The sequence below is a fragment of the Blochmannia endosymbiont of Colobopsis nipponica genome (assembly GCF_014857065.1).
Lineage (GTDB): Bacteria > Pseudomonadota > Gammaproteobacteria > Enterobacterales > Enterobacteriaceae > Blochmanniella.
In genome coordinates this window covers 131504-149552 of the sequence record NZ_CP046533.1, presented here as the reverse complement: position 1 = coordinate 149552, position 18049 = coordinate 131504, and the positions used below count along the sequence as shown (strand labels likewise).

General features: G+C 26.2%; 12 protein-coding genes, 3 tRNA genes and 1 pseudogene. 2 read left to right on the top strand and 14 right to left on the bottom strand.

The features are described from left to right. Window positions 1-39 precede the first annotated feature (39 nt). The 7 genes and pseudogenes from rsfS to GN160_RS00645 form a co-directional block, all read right to left on the bottom strand. Complete coding sequence (gene rsfS / locus GN160_RS00675; RefSeq protein ID WP_192380541.1) at window positions 40-390, bottom strand: ribosome silencing factor; 351 nt, start codon at window positions 388-390, stop codon at window positions 40-42. 514 nt (window positions 391-904) lie between these two features. Beyond that, window positions 905-1915 carry a DNA polymerase III subunit delta gene (gene holA, locus GN160_RS00670; protein WP_192380539.1) on the bottom strand — a complete coding sequence of 337 codons (1011 nt, stop codon included), beginning with the start codon at window positions 1913-1915 and terminating at the stop codon, window positions 905-907. A gap of 539 nt (window positions 1916-2454) precedes the next feature. Next, the gene (leuS, locus tag GN160_RS00665) at window positions 2455-5028 is read right to left on the bottom strand and encodes a leucine--tRNA ligase (protein WP_192380851.1); all 2574 of its coding nucleotides are present in this window, start codon (window positions 5026-5028) and stop codon (window positions 2455-2457) included. A 245-nt stretch (window positions 5029-5273) separates the two neighbouring features. Continuing rightward, entirely contained in the window at window positions 5274-6812 is a 1539-nt protein-coding gene (gene lnt, locus GN160_RS00660) for an apolipoprotein N-acyltransferase (RefSeq protein ID WP_192380538.1), read from the bottom strand. Between the two features lie 25 nt (window positions 6813-6837). Beyond that, complete coding sequence (corC, locus tag GN160_RS00655; protein WP_192380536.1) at window positions 6838-7695, bottom strand: CNNM family magnesium/cobalt transport protein CorC; 858 nt, start codon at window positions 7693-7695, stop codon at window positions 6838-6840. A gap of 48 nt (window positions 7696-7743) precedes the next feature. Continuing rightward, a complete protein-coding gene (gene ybeY / locus GN160_RS00650; RefSeq protein ID WP_192380534.1) occupies window positions 7744-8202 on the bottom strand; it encodes an rRNA maturation RNase YbeY in 459 nt (152 codons plus the stop codon). A 98-nt stretch (window positions 8203-8300) separates the two neighbouring features. Further along, a pseudogene (locus tag GN160_RS00645) lies at window positions 8301-9284 on the bottom strand (PhoH family protein); the annotation flags it as partial. A gap of 223 nt (window positions 9285-9507) precedes the next feature. On the opposite strand from GN160_RS00645, the gene GN160_RS00640 reads away from it, so the two are divergent. Continuing rightward, window positions 9508-10698 carry an FAD-dependent monooxygenase gene (locus GN160_RS00640; RefSeq protein ID WP_192380531.1) on the top strand — a complete coding sequence of 397 codons (1191 nt, stop codon included), beginning with the start codon at window positions 9508-9510 and terminating at the stop codon, window positions 10696-10698. Window positions 10699-11086: 388 nt separating this feature from the next. On the opposite strand, the gene GN160_RS00635 is transcribed toward GN160_RS00640, so the two are convergent. From GN160_RS00635 to nagB, 5 genes are all read right to left on the bottom strand, one after another. Continuing rightward, a tRNA-Gln gene (locus GN160_RS00635) sits at window positions 11087-11160 on the bottom strand. Between the two features lie 36 nt (window positions 11161-11196). Next, window positions 11197-11279 (bottom strand) — tRNA-Leu (locus GN160_RS00630). A gap of 67 nt (window positions 11280-11346) precedes the next feature. Then, window positions 11347-11420 (bottom strand) — tRNA-Met (locus tag GN160_RS00625). A gap of 415 nt (window positions 11421-11835) precedes the next feature. Beyond that, on the bottom strand, window positions 11836-12978 hold the full coding sequence (gene nagA, locus GN160_RS00620; RefSeq protein ID WP_192380529.1) for an N-acetylglucosamine-6-phosphate deacetylase: 1143 nt from the start codon (window positions 12976-12978) through the stop codon (window positions 11836-11838). A 2-nt stretch (window positions 12979-12980) separates the two neighbouring features. Beyond that, window positions 12981-13802 (bottom strand): glucosamine-6-phosphate deaminase, encoded by an 822-nt coding sequence (nagB, locus tag GN160_RS00615; protein WP_192380527.1) that lies wholly within the window; start codon window positions 13800-13802, stop codon window positions 12981-12983. Window positions 13803-14323: 521 nt separating this feature from the next. Here nagB and glnS point away from each other — a divergent pair. Then, entirely contained in the window at window positions 14324-16042 is a 1719-nt protein-coding gene (gene glnS / locus GN160_RS00610) for a glutamine--tRNA ligase (RefSeq protein ID WP_192380525.1), read from the top strand. Window positions 16043-16148: 106 nt separating this feature from the next. Here glnS and fldA read toward each other — a convergent pair whose 3' ends face one another. Together fldA and GN160_RS00600 are read right to left on the bottom strand one after the other, a co-directional pair. After that, on the bottom strand, window positions 16149-16667 hold the full coding sequence (gene fldA / locus GN160_RS00605; RefSeq protein WP_192380523.1) for a flavodoxin FldA: 519 nt from the start codon (window positions 16665-16667) through the stop codon (window positions 16149-16151). A gap of 170 nt (window positions 16668-16837) precedes the next feature. Next, window positions 16838-17623, bottom strand: a complete 786-nt coding sequence (locus tag GN160_RS00600) for an alpha/beta fold hydrolase (protein ID WP_192380522.1) — start codon at window positions 17621-17623, stop codon at window positions 16838-16840. Window positions 17624-18049: the final 426 nt, after the last annotated feature.

Genomic DNA, 18049 nt, shown 5'->3' with positions numbered 1-18049 from the left:
TTTGTTGTCATTCAATAATAATTAAATTAAAATATATTACTAATTCCATAGTTTTTCTAGTTCGTAAAGTTTTCTTGTTTGTTTTTCCATAATGTGAAGTATGATGTCTCCTAAATCAATTATAACCCACTCTCCTGTATTTTCTCCTGCAATACATAAAATTTTTACACCTAAAACATTTGATTTTTTTGTTATGTAATTAGCGATAGCTATTGTATGTCTAGCAGATATTCCGGTACATATAATTAAGTAATCCGTTATATTAGATTTATTTATGACATTTATAGTTATAATATTTTCCCCTTTTAAATTATCAATAATATCAATTATTAAATTTTTTATTTTTATAGTAGATTTAGGTGATGTATTTTGTAATTGTGTTTTAATCATTTTTATTTTAAATAAGTTGAGGTTTTATGTTAAGACAATAATCTTTTTGGGAAAAGATTATTTAAGATAAATGTTTATATTATTAAAAATTTTTATTTATAATCTTTTTATTTTTATATAAAGTCAACTATATACAAGTTTTAAATTAGAAGAATGTTTCTATTTATCAATATATATGGTAATTTTAAAAATTAGTTTTGATATATTTGTTTAATACGAGTTTAATTAAAGAAGTTACTTTACTTTGCGATTTATTAGTATTAAAGATCGTTTTTTATGATTTAGATCAATTTTGAAAACAATATAATATTATAGTATTAATTATATTACATAAAACATATTTAAAATATTCTTATATTTTAATAATTTATTATATTTCAAATAAAATATGTAGTAAATCATAATTATAAAAATTTAATTTTTTAATTTTTAGTAAATTTTGCACTAAATATTTATTTATTTTAAGTAAAGGTTTTAATAGATGTATTTGATATTAGTCATTAATGATAATTATTTACATACATAATAATGTAGTTAAAATTTCCAGTTTGTTCCAAGTATCGTAACAAATTTCGTTTTTTTTTAATCTTAATTCTAATTGAATCATGATGTTTATAGATGCATTTAATTGGTATTGATTAAGTCGTTTAAACGCTTTTGTTAATAAAAATTGGCGTTTAGTTTTGTATATTTTATATTCATTTAATAAAATATTAGGTGTCACTTCTCGTTTGTTTTGTCGTTTTAATCTTATTAAGAAGATGACTTCTTGTTGAATTTTGCGCAACAGAATTATAGGATCCGCGTCTTCTAATTTTAATTTTTGTAGAATATAGCAGGCTAATTGGTATTTACCAGATAAAACACTGCTAATCCAATGTGACGGGGTAAAATTTATATTTTCATTGATTATATTCTGTATTTTAATTAACGAAACTTTTTTTTTATCATATATGAAGCATAAATTTTCTAATATTTTCATTAAATCAAATAGATTATTTTTGTAGTATTTACAGAGTAAATGATAGCCAGCTTGTTCTAATGAAAGATCCATTTTTTTTGTTTTGTTCAATATCCAATTTAGTAAATGATTGTTTTTAGGTGCATTACAATTAATTAAAATTGATTTTTTATGAATTATTTTAAACCACATGTATTTTTTTATATTTTCATTTAATTGATTAATATGAATAATAAACAGTAAATCATTATTAATGAATGAGATTAAATAAGATAAATTTTTGTCAATAATTTTGTTGTAATAATTATGTGTCAAAGTGAAAAACAATATTTTCCGACAAGAAAATAAATTTAAAGTTTTACATATATTAATTATATGATCCCAATCAGTATGTTCATTTAAAATAAAATTATAATTTTCTCTAAAATTATAATTTTTTGCTGTTTTAAAAATTTTCTTTTTGGTTTCCTGTAATAAATAAAGGTCATTACCATATAGGATATATGGTATATTAATTTTATTTATTAGCTTCGTATCTAATTCTTCTGGATATAAATAAATCATAATTATATTTATGAATATGCTTGATTGTATTAATTATTTGTACTACAAGTTATCTTTATTTATTATTTGTTATATAAAATACATAAAATCATTTATGTATTAATTTTTGTATGGTTTGTTGGTATATTTTCGTAAAGTACCAACTTCTAAGTTTTCTGATAATGAAGTGAATAAATTTTAAAGAATGATCTGTAAACTTTAATGTTGACAGAGTAAAATTTTCTTGAATTATTGATATTTTATTTACATTTTTAATATTAGTTGAGATTTTACTAATATATTTTTTTGAAAAGTAGTAGTTTTCTTTTTTCTTTGGCATTCAGACATATTAGCAATATAAATGGATATTATTGAAATCCGACTTTGTTTTTATTATTTTGATTAATAAATTGTAAGTAGTTTGGATTATAGGAAATTAAATTTTTAAAATTGATAGCATAGCATAATTTCATACATGTTCGATTGAATCCTACAATTAACAAAAACATCTATTGTCAGCACAAACATTAATTTTTGAATATTTTACAATAACATATCATTTATTTTTGAATTATGTTTAATAATTTATTTTTGATAAAGATTTTTCCATATGGTCTATTTTTTTTTAAAAATCTTTTTATTGAAGTATTTTGTAAAGTATATTTGCATACAGTAACCTCATCAGAATTAATTGGCATTGTTATAGTACAATAAAATTTACCATTAAATTGAATAATTATTTTTTTTTCATTCTCTGCTATTGCTCGTAAATCTACATTTGGCCATGGAACATAATCAATGTCTTCTTTATTACCTAAAACTTTCCAAAGGACAAAAGCGATATGTGGAGTAAACGGATAAATTAAACGTATTATTACGTTTAATGCTTCTTGCATTAAAGCACAGTCTTGTTTATTGTCTTTTGGAGCCTTAATTAATTGATTTACAAATTCCATAATAGAAGAAATAGCTGTATTAAACATTTGACGATTTTCAATATCATGAGTAACTTTAGCAATAGTTTTATGTAATTCTTGTCTTAAGTTTGTTTGTTTTTTATTTAAATTATTTATATCTAACAGTAATATAGAATTATGTTGAATATGATCATGCGTTAGTTTCCAAATACGGTTTAAAAAACGCTTGGCTCCTTTTATTCCTGCTTCTTTCCATTCAAATGGCATTTCTGGAGGTGCTGCAAACATTACAAATAAACGTACGGTATCAGCACCATATTTTTCAACTATCATTTGAGGATCTACGCCGTTGTTTTTTGATTTAGACATTTTAAGCATACCAGCGTAAATTAGTTCGTGTCCTTTTTTATCTACGGCTCTAACAATTTTCCCCTTCTTATATTTTATACTAACATTTTTTGGATTAACCCAAATGCGTTCTTTATTTTCTGATACATAATAAAAAGCATCATTTAATACCATACCTTGACATAATAATTTTTTAGCAGGTTCATCTGAATTCACTAAGTTTAGATCTCTCATTAATTTATGAAAAAACCTAAAATACATTAAATGCATTACAGCATGTTCAATACCACCAACATATTGATCAATTGGCAACCAGTAATTGGCTGCATTAGGATTTAACATTCCTTTATCGTAATTAGGGCATGTATGTCTTGCATAATACCAAGATGATTCTATAAATGTATCAAATGTATCTGTTTCACGAATGGCTAGATCTCCATTATAGATAATATTTTTCCATGGATTATTATTGATCAATGGATTTTTAAAATTATCTTCTATATTAATATCTTCAGGTAAGATAACCGGTAATTGCTTCATTGCAACTGGAATAACGTCATTATTTTTTAATGTTATCATTGGAATAGGCACTCCCCAATAACGTTGGCGAGAGATACACCAATCACGTAAGCGATATTTTATTTTTCGTGTTATTATACCCAGGTTTATTAATTTTTTAGTAAGCTTGTCCAGTATTGTTGGATCACTTAATTGTTTATGTTCTTTGTATTCTTCAATATTATTTGAATTAATTGAATTTATTGTAATTGAATCGTTGTTCTTTATTGGATGAGTAGTTATCGGTAAATTATATTTAGTTGCAAAAGCCCAATCTTTTTTATTACTTATTGGTGTTCCCAAAGCAATATCTGTTAAATTATTGTTGATAAATAAAAAATTTGTTATCCATATAGGTAATTCTTGATTAGTTACAGGATGAATAGCATTAAAATTACTATATACACCTTGTTTTTCCATATTTGTAATATCTACTTCAGATAATTTTACAGAATGATACTTTTGAATAAAACTAGTTAATTTTGGGTTACTATTAATTAATTTTAATGTAAAAGGATGATTAATAGATACTGTGATATAAGTTGCTTCCATTAATTTTTTAATGTTGGTAGCATAAACTTTTAAAAATTGATTATTATTCGATATTTTAAAGATAATTTCAAATCCTTCTGAACGTCCTATCCAGTTTTTTTGCATATCTTTAATTTTTATTGGCCAGTCTTTTAATTTATTTAAATCATGTAATAATTGTTCAGAATAATTAGTAATTTTTATGAACCACTGAGGAATATTTTTATGTTCTATTTTTGAATTACAGCGCCAACAACAACCGTCAACGACTTGTTCATTAGCTAGTACCGTTTGATCTTGCGGACACCAATTTATTGTTGAATTTTTTTTATAAACCAATCCTTTTTGGTATAAGGTATTAAAGAACCATTGTTCCCAACGGTAATATTCTGGCTTACAAGTAGTGATCTCTCTACTCCAATCATAACTGAAACCTAACATTTTTAATTGTTTTTTCATATAATTAATATTTGAGTATGTCCATGCTGCTGGTGATTTTTTATTTTTGTTTGCAGCTTGTTCTGCTGGTAAACCAAAAGCATCCCAACCTATTGGATATAGTACGTTTTTACCTAACATACGTTGATATCGAGAAATAACATCTCCAATTGTATAATTTCTAACATGGCCAATATGTAATTTTCCAGAAGGATATGGTAACATTGATAAGCAATAAAATTTCTTTTTATCAACTCTTTCTTTAACTTGAAAGATTTTGTTCTCTTCCCAATATTTTTGAATTTTAGTTTCTATTTCTTTTGGAGAATAAAATTCTTGCATATACATAAATTATTTTAAATTAAATACATTGTTATTATTTTATGATGGTGTATAAAATTTTTTTCTATCATGTGATAATCATTCTTTAAAGATTTCTAATATTTCCCAACAAATATCATTTTTTTACATATATCTCTTTGATATGCTTATTTTGCCTATTATATTGTTATATAATAAAATTTCATAAGTTCATTTCATTATAATATATTTTGTTCAAATGAAAATTAAAATAAATTAAACTATGATTATGATTTTTTTACTTTTTTAAAATTACATTTTATAAATCCTATAAATAAATTTATAATCCAAAATGGATAATATCCCCATTTGGCGTAAGGAGTAGCTCCATTGGTAGACGCGACATTCATATTTAATACTTGACAAGTAGATGTAGGTAGTTGTTTTTGCAGCGTACCATCTGCGTTAATGATGGCTGTAATACCATTATTTGTACAATGTAGTAAAGGTCTACCTAGTTCAAGAGCACGCATACGTGTCATTTGAAAATGTTGCCATGGTTCAATTGAATTACCGAACCAACTATTATTGGAAATAGTCAGTATAAAATCTGTATCCTGAGTAAAATTATCCCAAATTTGTTCACCAATTATTATTTCATAACAAACAGCACTAGTGAATTTTATTCCTTGTATTTTTAAAGGTGGTTGTAAATATTTACCTGATTGTAAATAAAAATTTGGCAATGATAATTTTAAAAATGATACTAATGTTTGTAATAATGATGGGAAAAAAATTTTTTCTCCTAATAGCACCAAATGATGTTTATCATAACGATTTTTATTGTAATTTGTGTCAGGTATAGTATTACCAATTACAATGATGCTATTATAGTATGTATTATGTAATATCTTATCTGCACCGATAATACCAGTAATTAAATTTCTGTGGTATTTTTTTAGTTTTTGGTCTAATTTAAGCAGAAATAACTCTTGATTTTTTTCTATATCTGGTATAGCCGTTTCAGGCCAGATTATTATTTTTGCTGTGTTTATGAAAGGTAAGCTTTTTTCTAAATAAACATTTAATATTTCGTTTATTCTTTCAGAATCCCATTTGATCATTTGATCAATATTACCTTGAACTAGAGCGATATTAATTACGCGCTCTACACTTATTTGATACCATTTAATTAAACTTAAAGTCCATGAAATTAACATTATTATAATGATTGATAATAGAGATGGATAATGTTTCTTTATTATAGAGAATGTTAAAAGTCCACTTATAGTTACGACTATAAAAGTAATAGCTCTTACTCCAAAAATTGGAGCTAATCCATTTAATGGACTATCAATTTGACTGTACCCGAATTGTAACCAAGGAAAACCAGTGAATATATATCCTCTTAAAAATTCAGTTATTGACCATAGTACAGGAGCTCCAATAATTAACCTCCACAAATTAGTATTTGGCCATATTAGTACTAATGATGCAGAAAATAATGCTGGATAAAATGCTAGGTAAATTATAAATACACTTGTTATTGTGAAACTTACAAGCGTGGATATCTCATTAAATTTAGTAATACCAATATGTACCCAGTGTATACCATAACCAAAAAAGCCAATTCCCCATATAAATCCTTGCAGCGCAGCTTGTTTTATGTTTTTGTTTAGAGTTAGCATCAATAAACCAGTACATGAAAAAAAAGCAAGTAGCCAAAGGTTGTATGGAGAAAATGCAAACACTCCAGATATACCAGTTATTAAAGATAGTAAAAGATGCGTTTTTAATAAAATGTTTTTTTTGTGATTATTTTTCATTTTATATTCAAGATTTATTTTTTATTCATAAAGTGTTTGGAGTATATACAAGTAGTTGCGTAATACAACGACTGTCAGTTGCAGATACCTTAAAAATATAACCTTCAATATCAATTGATTCATGAATTTTTGGTAGATGTCCGAAAGATTGCATGACTAAACCACCAATTGTGTCAAATTCTTCATTACTGAAGTGAGCGCTAAATGTTTTATTAAATTTTTTTATTGATGTTAATGCGTGTACGACAAAAGTACGTTTGTTTATTTGACGAATATTATGATCATTGTCTTCATCATATTCATCTTCTATTTTCCCTACTATAAGTTCAAGTATATCTTCAATGGTTATAAGTCCAGACATATCGCCAAATTCGTCAATTACGATAGACATATGATAATGTTGAGAACGAAATTCTTTTAGCATTTTATCTACACGTTTGTTTTCTGGAGCGACTTTTGCTGGACGTAATATTGCTTCAAGATTAAAATTTTTATTATTTTTAACTAAAAAAGGTAGTAAATCTTTGACTATTAATACACCCACTACTTGATCCTTATTTTCGCTAACAACTGGGAAACGAGAATGGGCAGATTTGACAATTATATCAAAATTCTTTTCTAATGGTTCAAAATTATTTAAAGTTATGATTTGAGATCTTGGGATCATTATATCACGTATCTTTTTATTAGGAATATTTACTACACCTTCTAACATTTTATGTGTATCAGTAGAAATTAATGAGTTTCGTTCATAGTTTTTAATAATTTTTAATAAGTTGTTGTGATTTTTAGGTTCATTATGAAATAACTGATTCAAAATTATAGCTAAAAAGTTTTTTTTATTCTGAACGTTATTATTTTCCTGTGAATAATTGTTGTTCATATTATTTAATTATCAATCTAATTTTCATGAATGGAAGATAGGTTTTGTTTATAACTCATCGGGGTTGTGATAACCTAAATTTCTCATAATTTTCATTTCCATCATTTTCATATCTTTGAATCCTTCATTTGAAATATGGTTGTAACCTAATAAATGTAATGTACCATGAATAACTACATGAGCCCAATGTCGTTTAGGGTTTTTATTTTGTTTTTGTGCTTCATCTTTTATTACTTGAGGACATATGACTAGATCGCCAAGTATTGGTATATTTATTCCTTTTGGAGAGATAAATGGAAAAGATAAAACGTTAGTAGGATAATTTTTATTACGATAACGCATATTTAAAGTACGACTTTCTGTTTTATTAACTAACCGGATGGTTACTTCCATTATTTTATTAGAAATAGGAAACGTTGTTTCTAACCAGTGTATGAAAGTTAATTTATCAGGTAATTTACGCGATTTACTGCAAGCTAATTGTAAATTAAGAAGAACTTTCCTCATTTTATTTTACTTTTCAAGATATTGATTTTTTAATCATGCATATATTATATCATTTTATTATTTAAAATAACTATTCACTTTGATTTTAAGTAATGTATTTTTTCTGTTTCTTCATAGGCATTAATTATTTTGGTAACTATTGGATGACGTATTGCATCTGTACTATGAAAGATATTAAAACTAATCTCTTTGATATCTGATAGTATTTTAATAGCATGATATAATCCTGATTGTTTATTTTTAGGTAAATCAATTTGAGTAATATCTCCGGTAATGATAGCTTTAGAATTCAAACCTAATCTTGTTAAAAACATTTTCATTTGTGAAATTGTTGTATTTTGCCCTTCATCAAGTAAAATAAAAGTGTTATCTAAAGTTCTTCCTCGCATATAAGCTAATGGAGCTATTTCGATAATATTATGTGCTATTAATCTATCAACTTCTTTATTACCTATTATTTTGAATAGCGCATCGTATAATGGGCGTAAATAGGGATTTATTTTTTCCTGCAAATCACCTGGTAGAAACCCTAATTTTTCACCAACTTCTACAGCTGGTCTTGTTAATAAGATTTTATGAATCTTTTGGTTTTCTAAAGCTTCTATTGCTGCTGCTACAGCCAGATAAGTTTTCCCGGTTCCAGCTGGTCCAATACCAAATATGACATCATGATTAAAAATCTGAAAAATATATTTTTTTTGATTTATTGTTCTAGGTTTAATGACATGATTTTTTACATGTATATCAAACATTTTGTTATGATTTGTTAGGGATGATTTATTTTTTTTTAATCTTTTATTTTCTATTATAGCTAAATGTATTTGTTCTGACCCAATCTCTTTATTGCTTCCGTATAATGAAATGGTATCTGAATATAAATATTGTAATACAGTGATTGCAATATTAACAGACGTATAATTTCCTATAATTTGAAAAATATTATTATATCGATGAATGTTTATGCCCAATAAACGCTCTATTTCTTTAATATTGCAATCTAATGGCCCACACAAGTAAATTAATCGATTGTTATCTTCTGGTTCAAGGATGATTTTTTTACTATTTATATTAGAGTTTTTCATGTTTTCTTTTTATGGAATAAAAAAATTAATTTTAAGATTTCTGTTATGTTAGAATTAATGATGTTTATTGTTATAATTAATTTTTTTTATAACTAACTATAGTTGCCTGTATTTATTTGTTTTGAATATAATACAAATTTTTTTTTTGGTATTTAGTAATGTACGACATCTATTAGTTTTAAAGCAACAAATTGATTATTAATATAGATTAATTGTGTATTTTATGAACAAATTTAAATCTTTTTACGATATTATAATATCGGGTGGTGGGGTAATTGGCAGTAGTTTAGCGCTATGTCTTGTTCAGGCTGGATTTAGAGTAATTTTAATTGAAAAAAAATTTCAAAATTTTCAGATACCTGATAAAAATAAATTAGATTTTAGGGCGCTAGCTATCAATTATTCTTCTATAAATTTTTTGGCTAAAATTAGAGTATGGCAAAGTATTAATGTATCTTATTGCGTACCATATGAACAACTAGAAACTTGGGAAAATTATTCATCAAAAGTAATATTTAATTCTAGATCTATCAATATACCGGAAATGGGTTATATTATAGAATATAAGTATTTACAAAGTACAATCTGGCAAAATTTTAATAGATATAGCCTTCTTAAATTATATTATCCTGCTACCATTTTTTCTATAGAATATTATGGTAATTATTGGCGATTAAGGCTGAATGATGGCAGTTTGGTGTTTGGTCATCTGTTAGTGGGTGCTGATGGTATTAATTCTATTATTCGAAGATTATCAGGTATTTCTGTTAGTGGTTGGAAATATAGGCAATCTTGCATGTTACTAAATGCAAAAGTAGAAAAATGTCAATCCAATACTATTTGGCAAATTTTTACTCCTTCAGGTCCAAAAGGATGTTTACCTTTGCGCAATAATCGGGTATCTTTAATGTGGTATGATAATAATTTTCGTATTTATCAATTTCAAAAATTGTCATTGTTATCTTTAGAAAAAGAAATACAAGGTTTTTTTATAAAAAAATTAGGAAAAATAAGATTACATGATGTGAAATTTTTTCCATTGTTATCTCATCATGCCCATAGCTACATATGCCCAGGATTAGCATTAGTTGGTGATGCAGCGCATTGTATACATCCTTTAGCAGGACAAGGAGTAAATCTTGGTTTTCGCGATATTGAATCATTAGCAAAGATATTAATTGATTCCAGATGTAAAAGAGAACTTTGGTACAACATAGAAGTGTTGTTATCTTACCAACAAAATCGTAGATGCGATAATTTTTTAATGCAATTTAGTGTCAATTTGTTTTATCTTATTTTTAGTAACGAAAATTATTTTTTGAAAATTATGAGAAATTTTGGTTTTTCCTTTTTGAATAATTTACCTTTTTTAAAGAAAAAAATTTTAAAATATGCTTTAGGTATTTTTAATTAAATAGCATCAGCAAATCTAATTTTATTAAAATGTTTATTTTAATTTTTATATAATGTTTAAATTATATATCTATGTACTTAAAATATATTTTTCTTAATAATTCAAACAATGATATTTTAGCAATTTAATTTTATATGCTGAATGGTAATGAATTCAAAATATACTTAAGTATTAATATTATATTTTAAACGTTTGTTTTTTTGATTTTTATATGAAATAGAATAGGGTGTTGGTAATTTTCAATTTTTTATTCAATAATTAGAATTTCTGTACGGTACAATTGGAATTACAGCAACAATAACGTTCTTTTAATTAAAGATATATGTCTGTTGTTAATAATTTATAAAATTTGGCTAGTTCTACGGTGTTTATATTACGTAAATGATAACTGGGGTATCAGGATTCGAACCTGAGAATGGTGGGATCAAAACCCACTGCCTTAAACCTCTTGGCTATACCCCAAGTTTTTGTGATTTCATGGAATTTGTTTAACTAAAATACGGGAGGCGGGAGTTGAACCCGCATACTTCTAAAATATTAGATCCTAAGTCTAACGCGTCTACCCATTTCGCCACTCCCGCATGAAAAACATTTTCTTTTCTAAATTAGATAAATCATAGAAACTTATATTTAATTGAGATTTAAAAGTAGCTACGACAGGATTCGAACCAGTGACCTCAGCATTATGAGTGCTGTGCTCTAACCAACTGAGCTACGTAGCCAAAATTCCACATTATTTGTTTTAATTTTACTTCATGTAATTTTCAATTTCTATCTAATTTACTTTTAGCTTATTATATTATTTAACATTATCACAATTAATTGAAAAATTAAATTGATTTAGAATAGTCAATCTTCTAATTTGTGATTTAATAATTGGGAGAAATTTTAGTTGTAGATTTTAAAGATAATATTTTAAATAATTTTTTTATTTTATTATTTAACATTAATGATTTAAATTTTTGTTAAATATTTATTAATTTAAATGTTGTTATAAGATTTATAGCTTCTATTTTTAGTTAACTTTATAGTATATTTATGAAGTTTTAAAACGACTCTTATTAATTACAGCAATGTTTAATCTTACTAAAATTTCATGTCATTATTAAATTAATATAAATACAAAATTCATTATATTTAAACTTCTTTACCATTTACAATTGTTTTTATTATTTGGTAATCATCGGTAAAAACAGTTAAATTTGCTATTTTATTTATATTTAAACTTCCAAGATAATAATCTACTCCTATAGCTTGAGCTGGATATAAAGTAGCCATTCGTATTGCTTCATCTAATTTAATGTTTGTATTTTCAACAATATTTTTTATTGCTTTAATCATAGTAAGTGATGACCCACTTAGAATGCCATTATCATCTTTACACAAGCCATTACGATGATGTATAACTTTATTAGAAAAAATAAATTTGTTAAGTTTATCAGTTCCTGCGGGTGCAGTGGCATCAGTTATTAATATTAAACGTTTATCTTTAATGCGTTTTGCATTGCGTATATTTGCCCAATCCACATGTAAACCATCAGCAATGATGCTAGAATAAATTTCTGAAATATCAAAAACAGCACCTATTACTCCTGGTTCTCTAGCAATTAATGGAGGCATTGCATTAAATAGATGAGTTGCGAGACTTATCCCAGAATCAAATGCATTTTTAATTTGTGCATATGTTCCGTTAGAGTGACCAACAGAAACATTAATACCAGATTTATGTAGACGATAAATAACAGATTTTTTTACTTGCTCTGGGGCTAAAGTTATTTTTCTAATTACGTCGCTATTATCACATAAAAAAGCAATCATTTCTTCCGTGGGAGAACGAATAAAAAATGAATTGTGAATTCCTTTTTTCTTTAGATTTATGTATGGTCCTTCCAAATGTAATCCTAAAGCTTGATTTTGATTGTTTTCTAAAAAAACACGCATTATTTTAACGGCTTTTTTCATCAAAAAATCATTACTGGTAATAAGCGTAGGTAGAAAACTTGTACATCCAAACTTTTGATTGGTGATTTGCATAATTTTTAAATTTTTTATAGAAATATTATTAACTTCATCATTAAATTGTACTCCACCGCATCCGTTTAATTGTAAATCTATAAAGCCAGGTGCTAGTATATTATCATGTAGATCATATTTAGTAATTTGACTGGAAAGATTTTGTACAGGACATATATCTTTAATTTTATTACCTGATATTACTAGTGCATGCTTTTTAAGTACCTTTTTTTCAGTATAAATTCGACTATTAATTAAAGCGTACATATTTAGTTAGCATTCAAATTATTGCAATTACTATAACTATTATTTATTTCCAATTTTTGGAAATATCTTACAGTTTTCATTTTTAATTCCATTGTGGATTCTTCATCACATACTATAATTACTTTTGGATGCAATTGAAGACAACTAATAGTCCACATATGATTAATATTTCCTTCTATTGCCGCTCGGACTGCTAACGCTTTATTTTTTCCTGTTGCTAAAATTAGAATCTCTTGAGCATCCAGTAATGTGCCTATACCAATTGTTAAAGCCAAAGTTGGCACATGATCAATTTTATTATTGAAAAATCGTGAATTAGCATAACGAGTTTCTTCTGTCAATGTTTTTACTCGTGTGCGAGAAGATAGTGAGGATCCTGGTTCATTAAAAGCAATATGTCCATCTTCACCTACTCCTCCTATAAATAAATTTACTTTACCATATGACTTAATTTTATTTTCATATCTTTGACATTCAATTTTAAAATTGGATGCATTTCCATTTAAAAGATTGATGTTTTCTTTAGGAATATCAATATAATTAAAAAAGTTTTTATGTATAAAAGAATGATAACTTTTGGGATGTTCGGCTGATAACCCAATATATTCATCCATGTTAAAAGTGATTACATTCTTGAAAGTGAGACGTCCTTCATTATATTTTATAATTAAATTTTTATAAGTTTCTAAAGGAGTGCTACCAGTTGGTAACCCTAATATAAATGGTTTTTGAGCGGTAGGATGGAAATTATTTATTCTATTCATTATATAGGCGGCAGCCCATTTACTAACTTGGGATGCAGTTTGTAAAAAAATCGGCCTCATTTAAATAGTTCCAAAAATAAGTATGTATGTGTATGTAAATAGAGAAAGTATTTTACAATTAGAATTTTTCGATTTAGTACCTTTGAGAACAAATATGTTAAAATATTTTATATAGTTTTACAATTCGTTTATTAAAATTTCATTGCGACAATATGATTACTAATTATTTATTTTGTGAAACTATAAAACAATTTTTAACTTTAGACTTTAGTACATTAAAGTACAGAAAACTTGTTTAAGTTAAAATATTTCATCTTTGATGATAGTGAATCATTACCAAATTTTGTATTTTACTTGAGTTACTTCGAATCTATTTTAAATTATAACGTGTTTTATAGCAATGTTTATAACTTAATTAAATTTTATATTTTAAACGTTTTAAATATTAGAATGTTTCGTAATTTAAAAAGTACTATTTAAAACACATATAGACACATATACTACTTCATAATTTGTTTAGTTTAAATTAAAAACTTAGTTTTCCATAATCTGGTAAACACTTGTAGTGGAGATTTTATTTTATGAATAAATTTAATCAAAAAAAAAATAATTTTATTAATCGAATTATTGATAAAGATTTAGCTAGCGGTAAATGCAAATCAATACATACAAGATTTCCTCCGGAACCTAATGGTTATTTACATATTGGACATGCCAAATCTATATGTTTAAATTTTGGTATTGCACAGGCTTATAAAGGTAAATGTAATTTACGTTTTGATGATACAAATCCAGCAAAAGAAGAAAAAAAATTCGTAGATGCTATTAAGTATGATGTCAAATGGTTGGGTTTTAAATGGGATAATGTACATTACGCTTCAGATTATTCTGAAAAATTATACAATTATGCTATAGAATTAATAAATAAAGGTTTAGCTTATGTAGATGAATTACCTTTGGATAAAATGCGTGAATATCGTGGGACCTTAGTATCTCCAGGAAAGGATAGCCCTTATCGCTCTAGGCATATTAAGGAAAATCTTTTTTTATTTTCAAAAATGAGAAATGGAGATTTTGCTGAAGGCAGTATTTGTTTGCGCGCTAAAATTGATATGTCTTCTCCTTTTATGGTTATGCGCGATCCTGTTCTATATAGAGTGAAATTTATTAATCATTACCGCATAGGTAATAGATGGTGCATACATCCTACATATGATTTTACTCACTGTATTTCTGATGCATTAGAAGGTATTACGCATTCATTATGTACTTTAGAATTTCAAGATAATCGTAGATTATATGATTGGATTTTAAATAATATCAGTATTAAAAATAGACCACGTCAATATGAATTTTCACGTCTTAATTTGGAATATGTTGTAATGTCTAAGCGTAAACTTGGATTACTAGTATCTTTAAATTTAGTAGAAGGATGGGATGATCCTCGTATGCCAACTATTTCAGGTTTACGTAGAAGAGGTTACACTCCTAAATCTATTCGCGAATTTTGTTGTAGTGTCGGTATTACTAAACAAGAAAATTGCATAGAAATGGGGGCCTTGGAATCTTGTATTAGAAGGGATCTTAATGAACGTGCTCCACGTATTATGGCTGTTTTAAACCCCATAAAAGTGATTATTAATAATTTACCTGAAGGATATGAAGAAAACATTACTATGTTAAATCATCCTTTTAACTTACATATGGGAACTCGCCAAGTTGTTTTTAGTAAAGAAATATTTATTGACCGTAATGATTTTTTTGAAAAAACAGTTGATGATAAAAAAATTAAAAAATTGATGTTAGGCAAAAAGGTTCGTTTACGTAATGCTTATGTTATTCAAGCTGAAAGTATAAAAAAAAATGAACATGGAGTAATTGATACAATTTATTGTACTTATGATCCACAAACATTAAATCAGCATCCATTAGATAAATGCAAAGTTAAAGGAATTATTCATTGGGTTTCCGCCATTAAAAATATAGCTGCGGAATTTTATCTATATGATTATTTATTTACAACAAATTATCCCTTTTCAGAAGATTTTTTGTCATACATAAATCCACAATCTTTAACTGTGTGTCATGGTTTTGTGGAAAGAAATATTCTGTATGCTGAAAATAAGAAACATTATCAATTTGAACGTGAAGGATATTTCTGTATTGATAGTTATCATTTTAGTAAATATAAGTTTGTATTTAATAGAACTGTAAAATTAAGAGGTGTTCATTATAAAAATAAGAAAACGCAAGATGCAAACAATCTACATGGCGCAACGGATAAATTAATGAAATCATAACTCATTCTATAAACTTTATGGTAGATCGTCGAATTATTACGCCTTTTAAATTATTAAAACATTTGTACAATCTACGAGTTACAGATTGATAAATATGAATTTACTTTTATTTCAAATTAACTTCATTTTTTATCTGTTTAACCCAATTTTTAATACGTATTGGAGTCATTTCTGGTTGTCTGTCTTCATCTATAGCTAAGCCAATAAAATAATCCTTTTCGATTATGCTTTTAGAAGATGTAAAATGATACCCAGTTTTGGGCCATTTTCCAATTAAAGTAGCTCCATTTTTTTCTATAATTTCTCTCAATATATTCATAGCATCACAAAAATATTCAGCATAATCTTCTTGATCACCACAACCAAAAATTGCTACTTTTTTTTCAGAAAAATCAATTGTTTTTAAAATTGGCAAAAAGTCTTCCCAGTCACATTGAGGTTCTCCATAATACCAGGTAGGAATCCCAAGCAATAAGTTATCATATCTTTCGAAATCTTCCTTAGTACTTATCGCAACATCAAACATATCTGCAACATTCATACCAAATTGATTTCTTATCATTTTTGCAATTTTTTCTGTATTGCCTGTATCACTACTGAAAAAAATCCCTATTTTAGCTGTCATGACATAATGCTCCTACAATTTTAGCTATGATGATAATTTTACCCAAATCTTCATAATGAATATATTATCTGAATATTGATATTGTAAGTCAAGGTCAGATTTTCTCTTTTCATAGAATTTGTTTTCTATTTTGATTAGTGTGCTTATTGTTTTATTTGTTGATTTATGAGTTAACTATAGTTAGGATTAGTCCAGAGAAAGGTGTTGATTTTTTTCAATACGGCTTCTGGTTTTTCGTAATGTAACCAATGTCCGGATTTAGGTATTTTTTCTATTTTTGCTTGAGGAAATTGTCGAAAAATGCTGACGTAATATTCTGTACTTAAATACGAAGAAAGTTCTCCCTTAATGAATAGAATATCTCCTGGCCAAGGATGACTTTCTTCCCAATCGTTAAGAATGTTGTAATAATTTTTAATAATAGGAATATTAAACAACCATTTTCCTTCATGGAAAGATTTTAATAAAAACAAAATCACTTTATCATCAGAAAGGTATTTCTTCATTTTTTGGAAAGCTTCTTTTCTTGTTATAATACCTTTTTTATTTACATTGTCTATAGCAGCAAACACGGGATTTTTATTACGTACAGTGTAGCTAACTGGTGCCATATCAAGAATTACTACTTTTATGATGCGTTTTGGTATTAATTTACATAAAAACATAGCTACTTTACCACCTATTGAATGTCCAATAATAATACATTGATTTATTTTAAGGTTATTTAGTAAAAGTATAATATCGAGCGCCATTTCTAAATAACTCATAGTATTTGCATGTGGTGATTTACCATGATTGCGCAAGTCTAATTGTAAAATTTTATAATATATTTTAAGGTTTTTTGCTAACATTCCAAGATTGTTTAGATCTCCAAATAAACCATGAATTAATAATATTGTGAAAGAAGATAATGGATTTCTGCTATTGTTTTCTTTTATTCTATAATTTAATTTCATGACTTTTGAACGAATATTTAAGATTATTGTTTCTATGTGTAGCAACAGTTTATTTTATTATAATTTAGTAAAAACTTTGTATAAAATGAATTGATTAACTGTTATGAAAGACAAAAATGTTTGTTGCATGTATCTAACTAATATTAGCTATTTAATATCATACAGTATCACAAATTATATCTTGATGCGCAGGATGGTACTTAAATAGTTAGGTTTGAAATTCTAATTATTTAGTGTGTTTAAAATTGTGTTTTCAGTAAGTGTTTTACTTCAGCCCTTAGTTAAGAGACATGTTAGATATAAGAATTAGTAGGGTTGTAATCAGTTTGTATTATGTAAAAAAGACGTTTATGTTATTCCTTAACCTGTCTCTATTTCTGTTATAAAATAAACGTAGTAGTATTGGAGTTATGTGCAAGATGATAA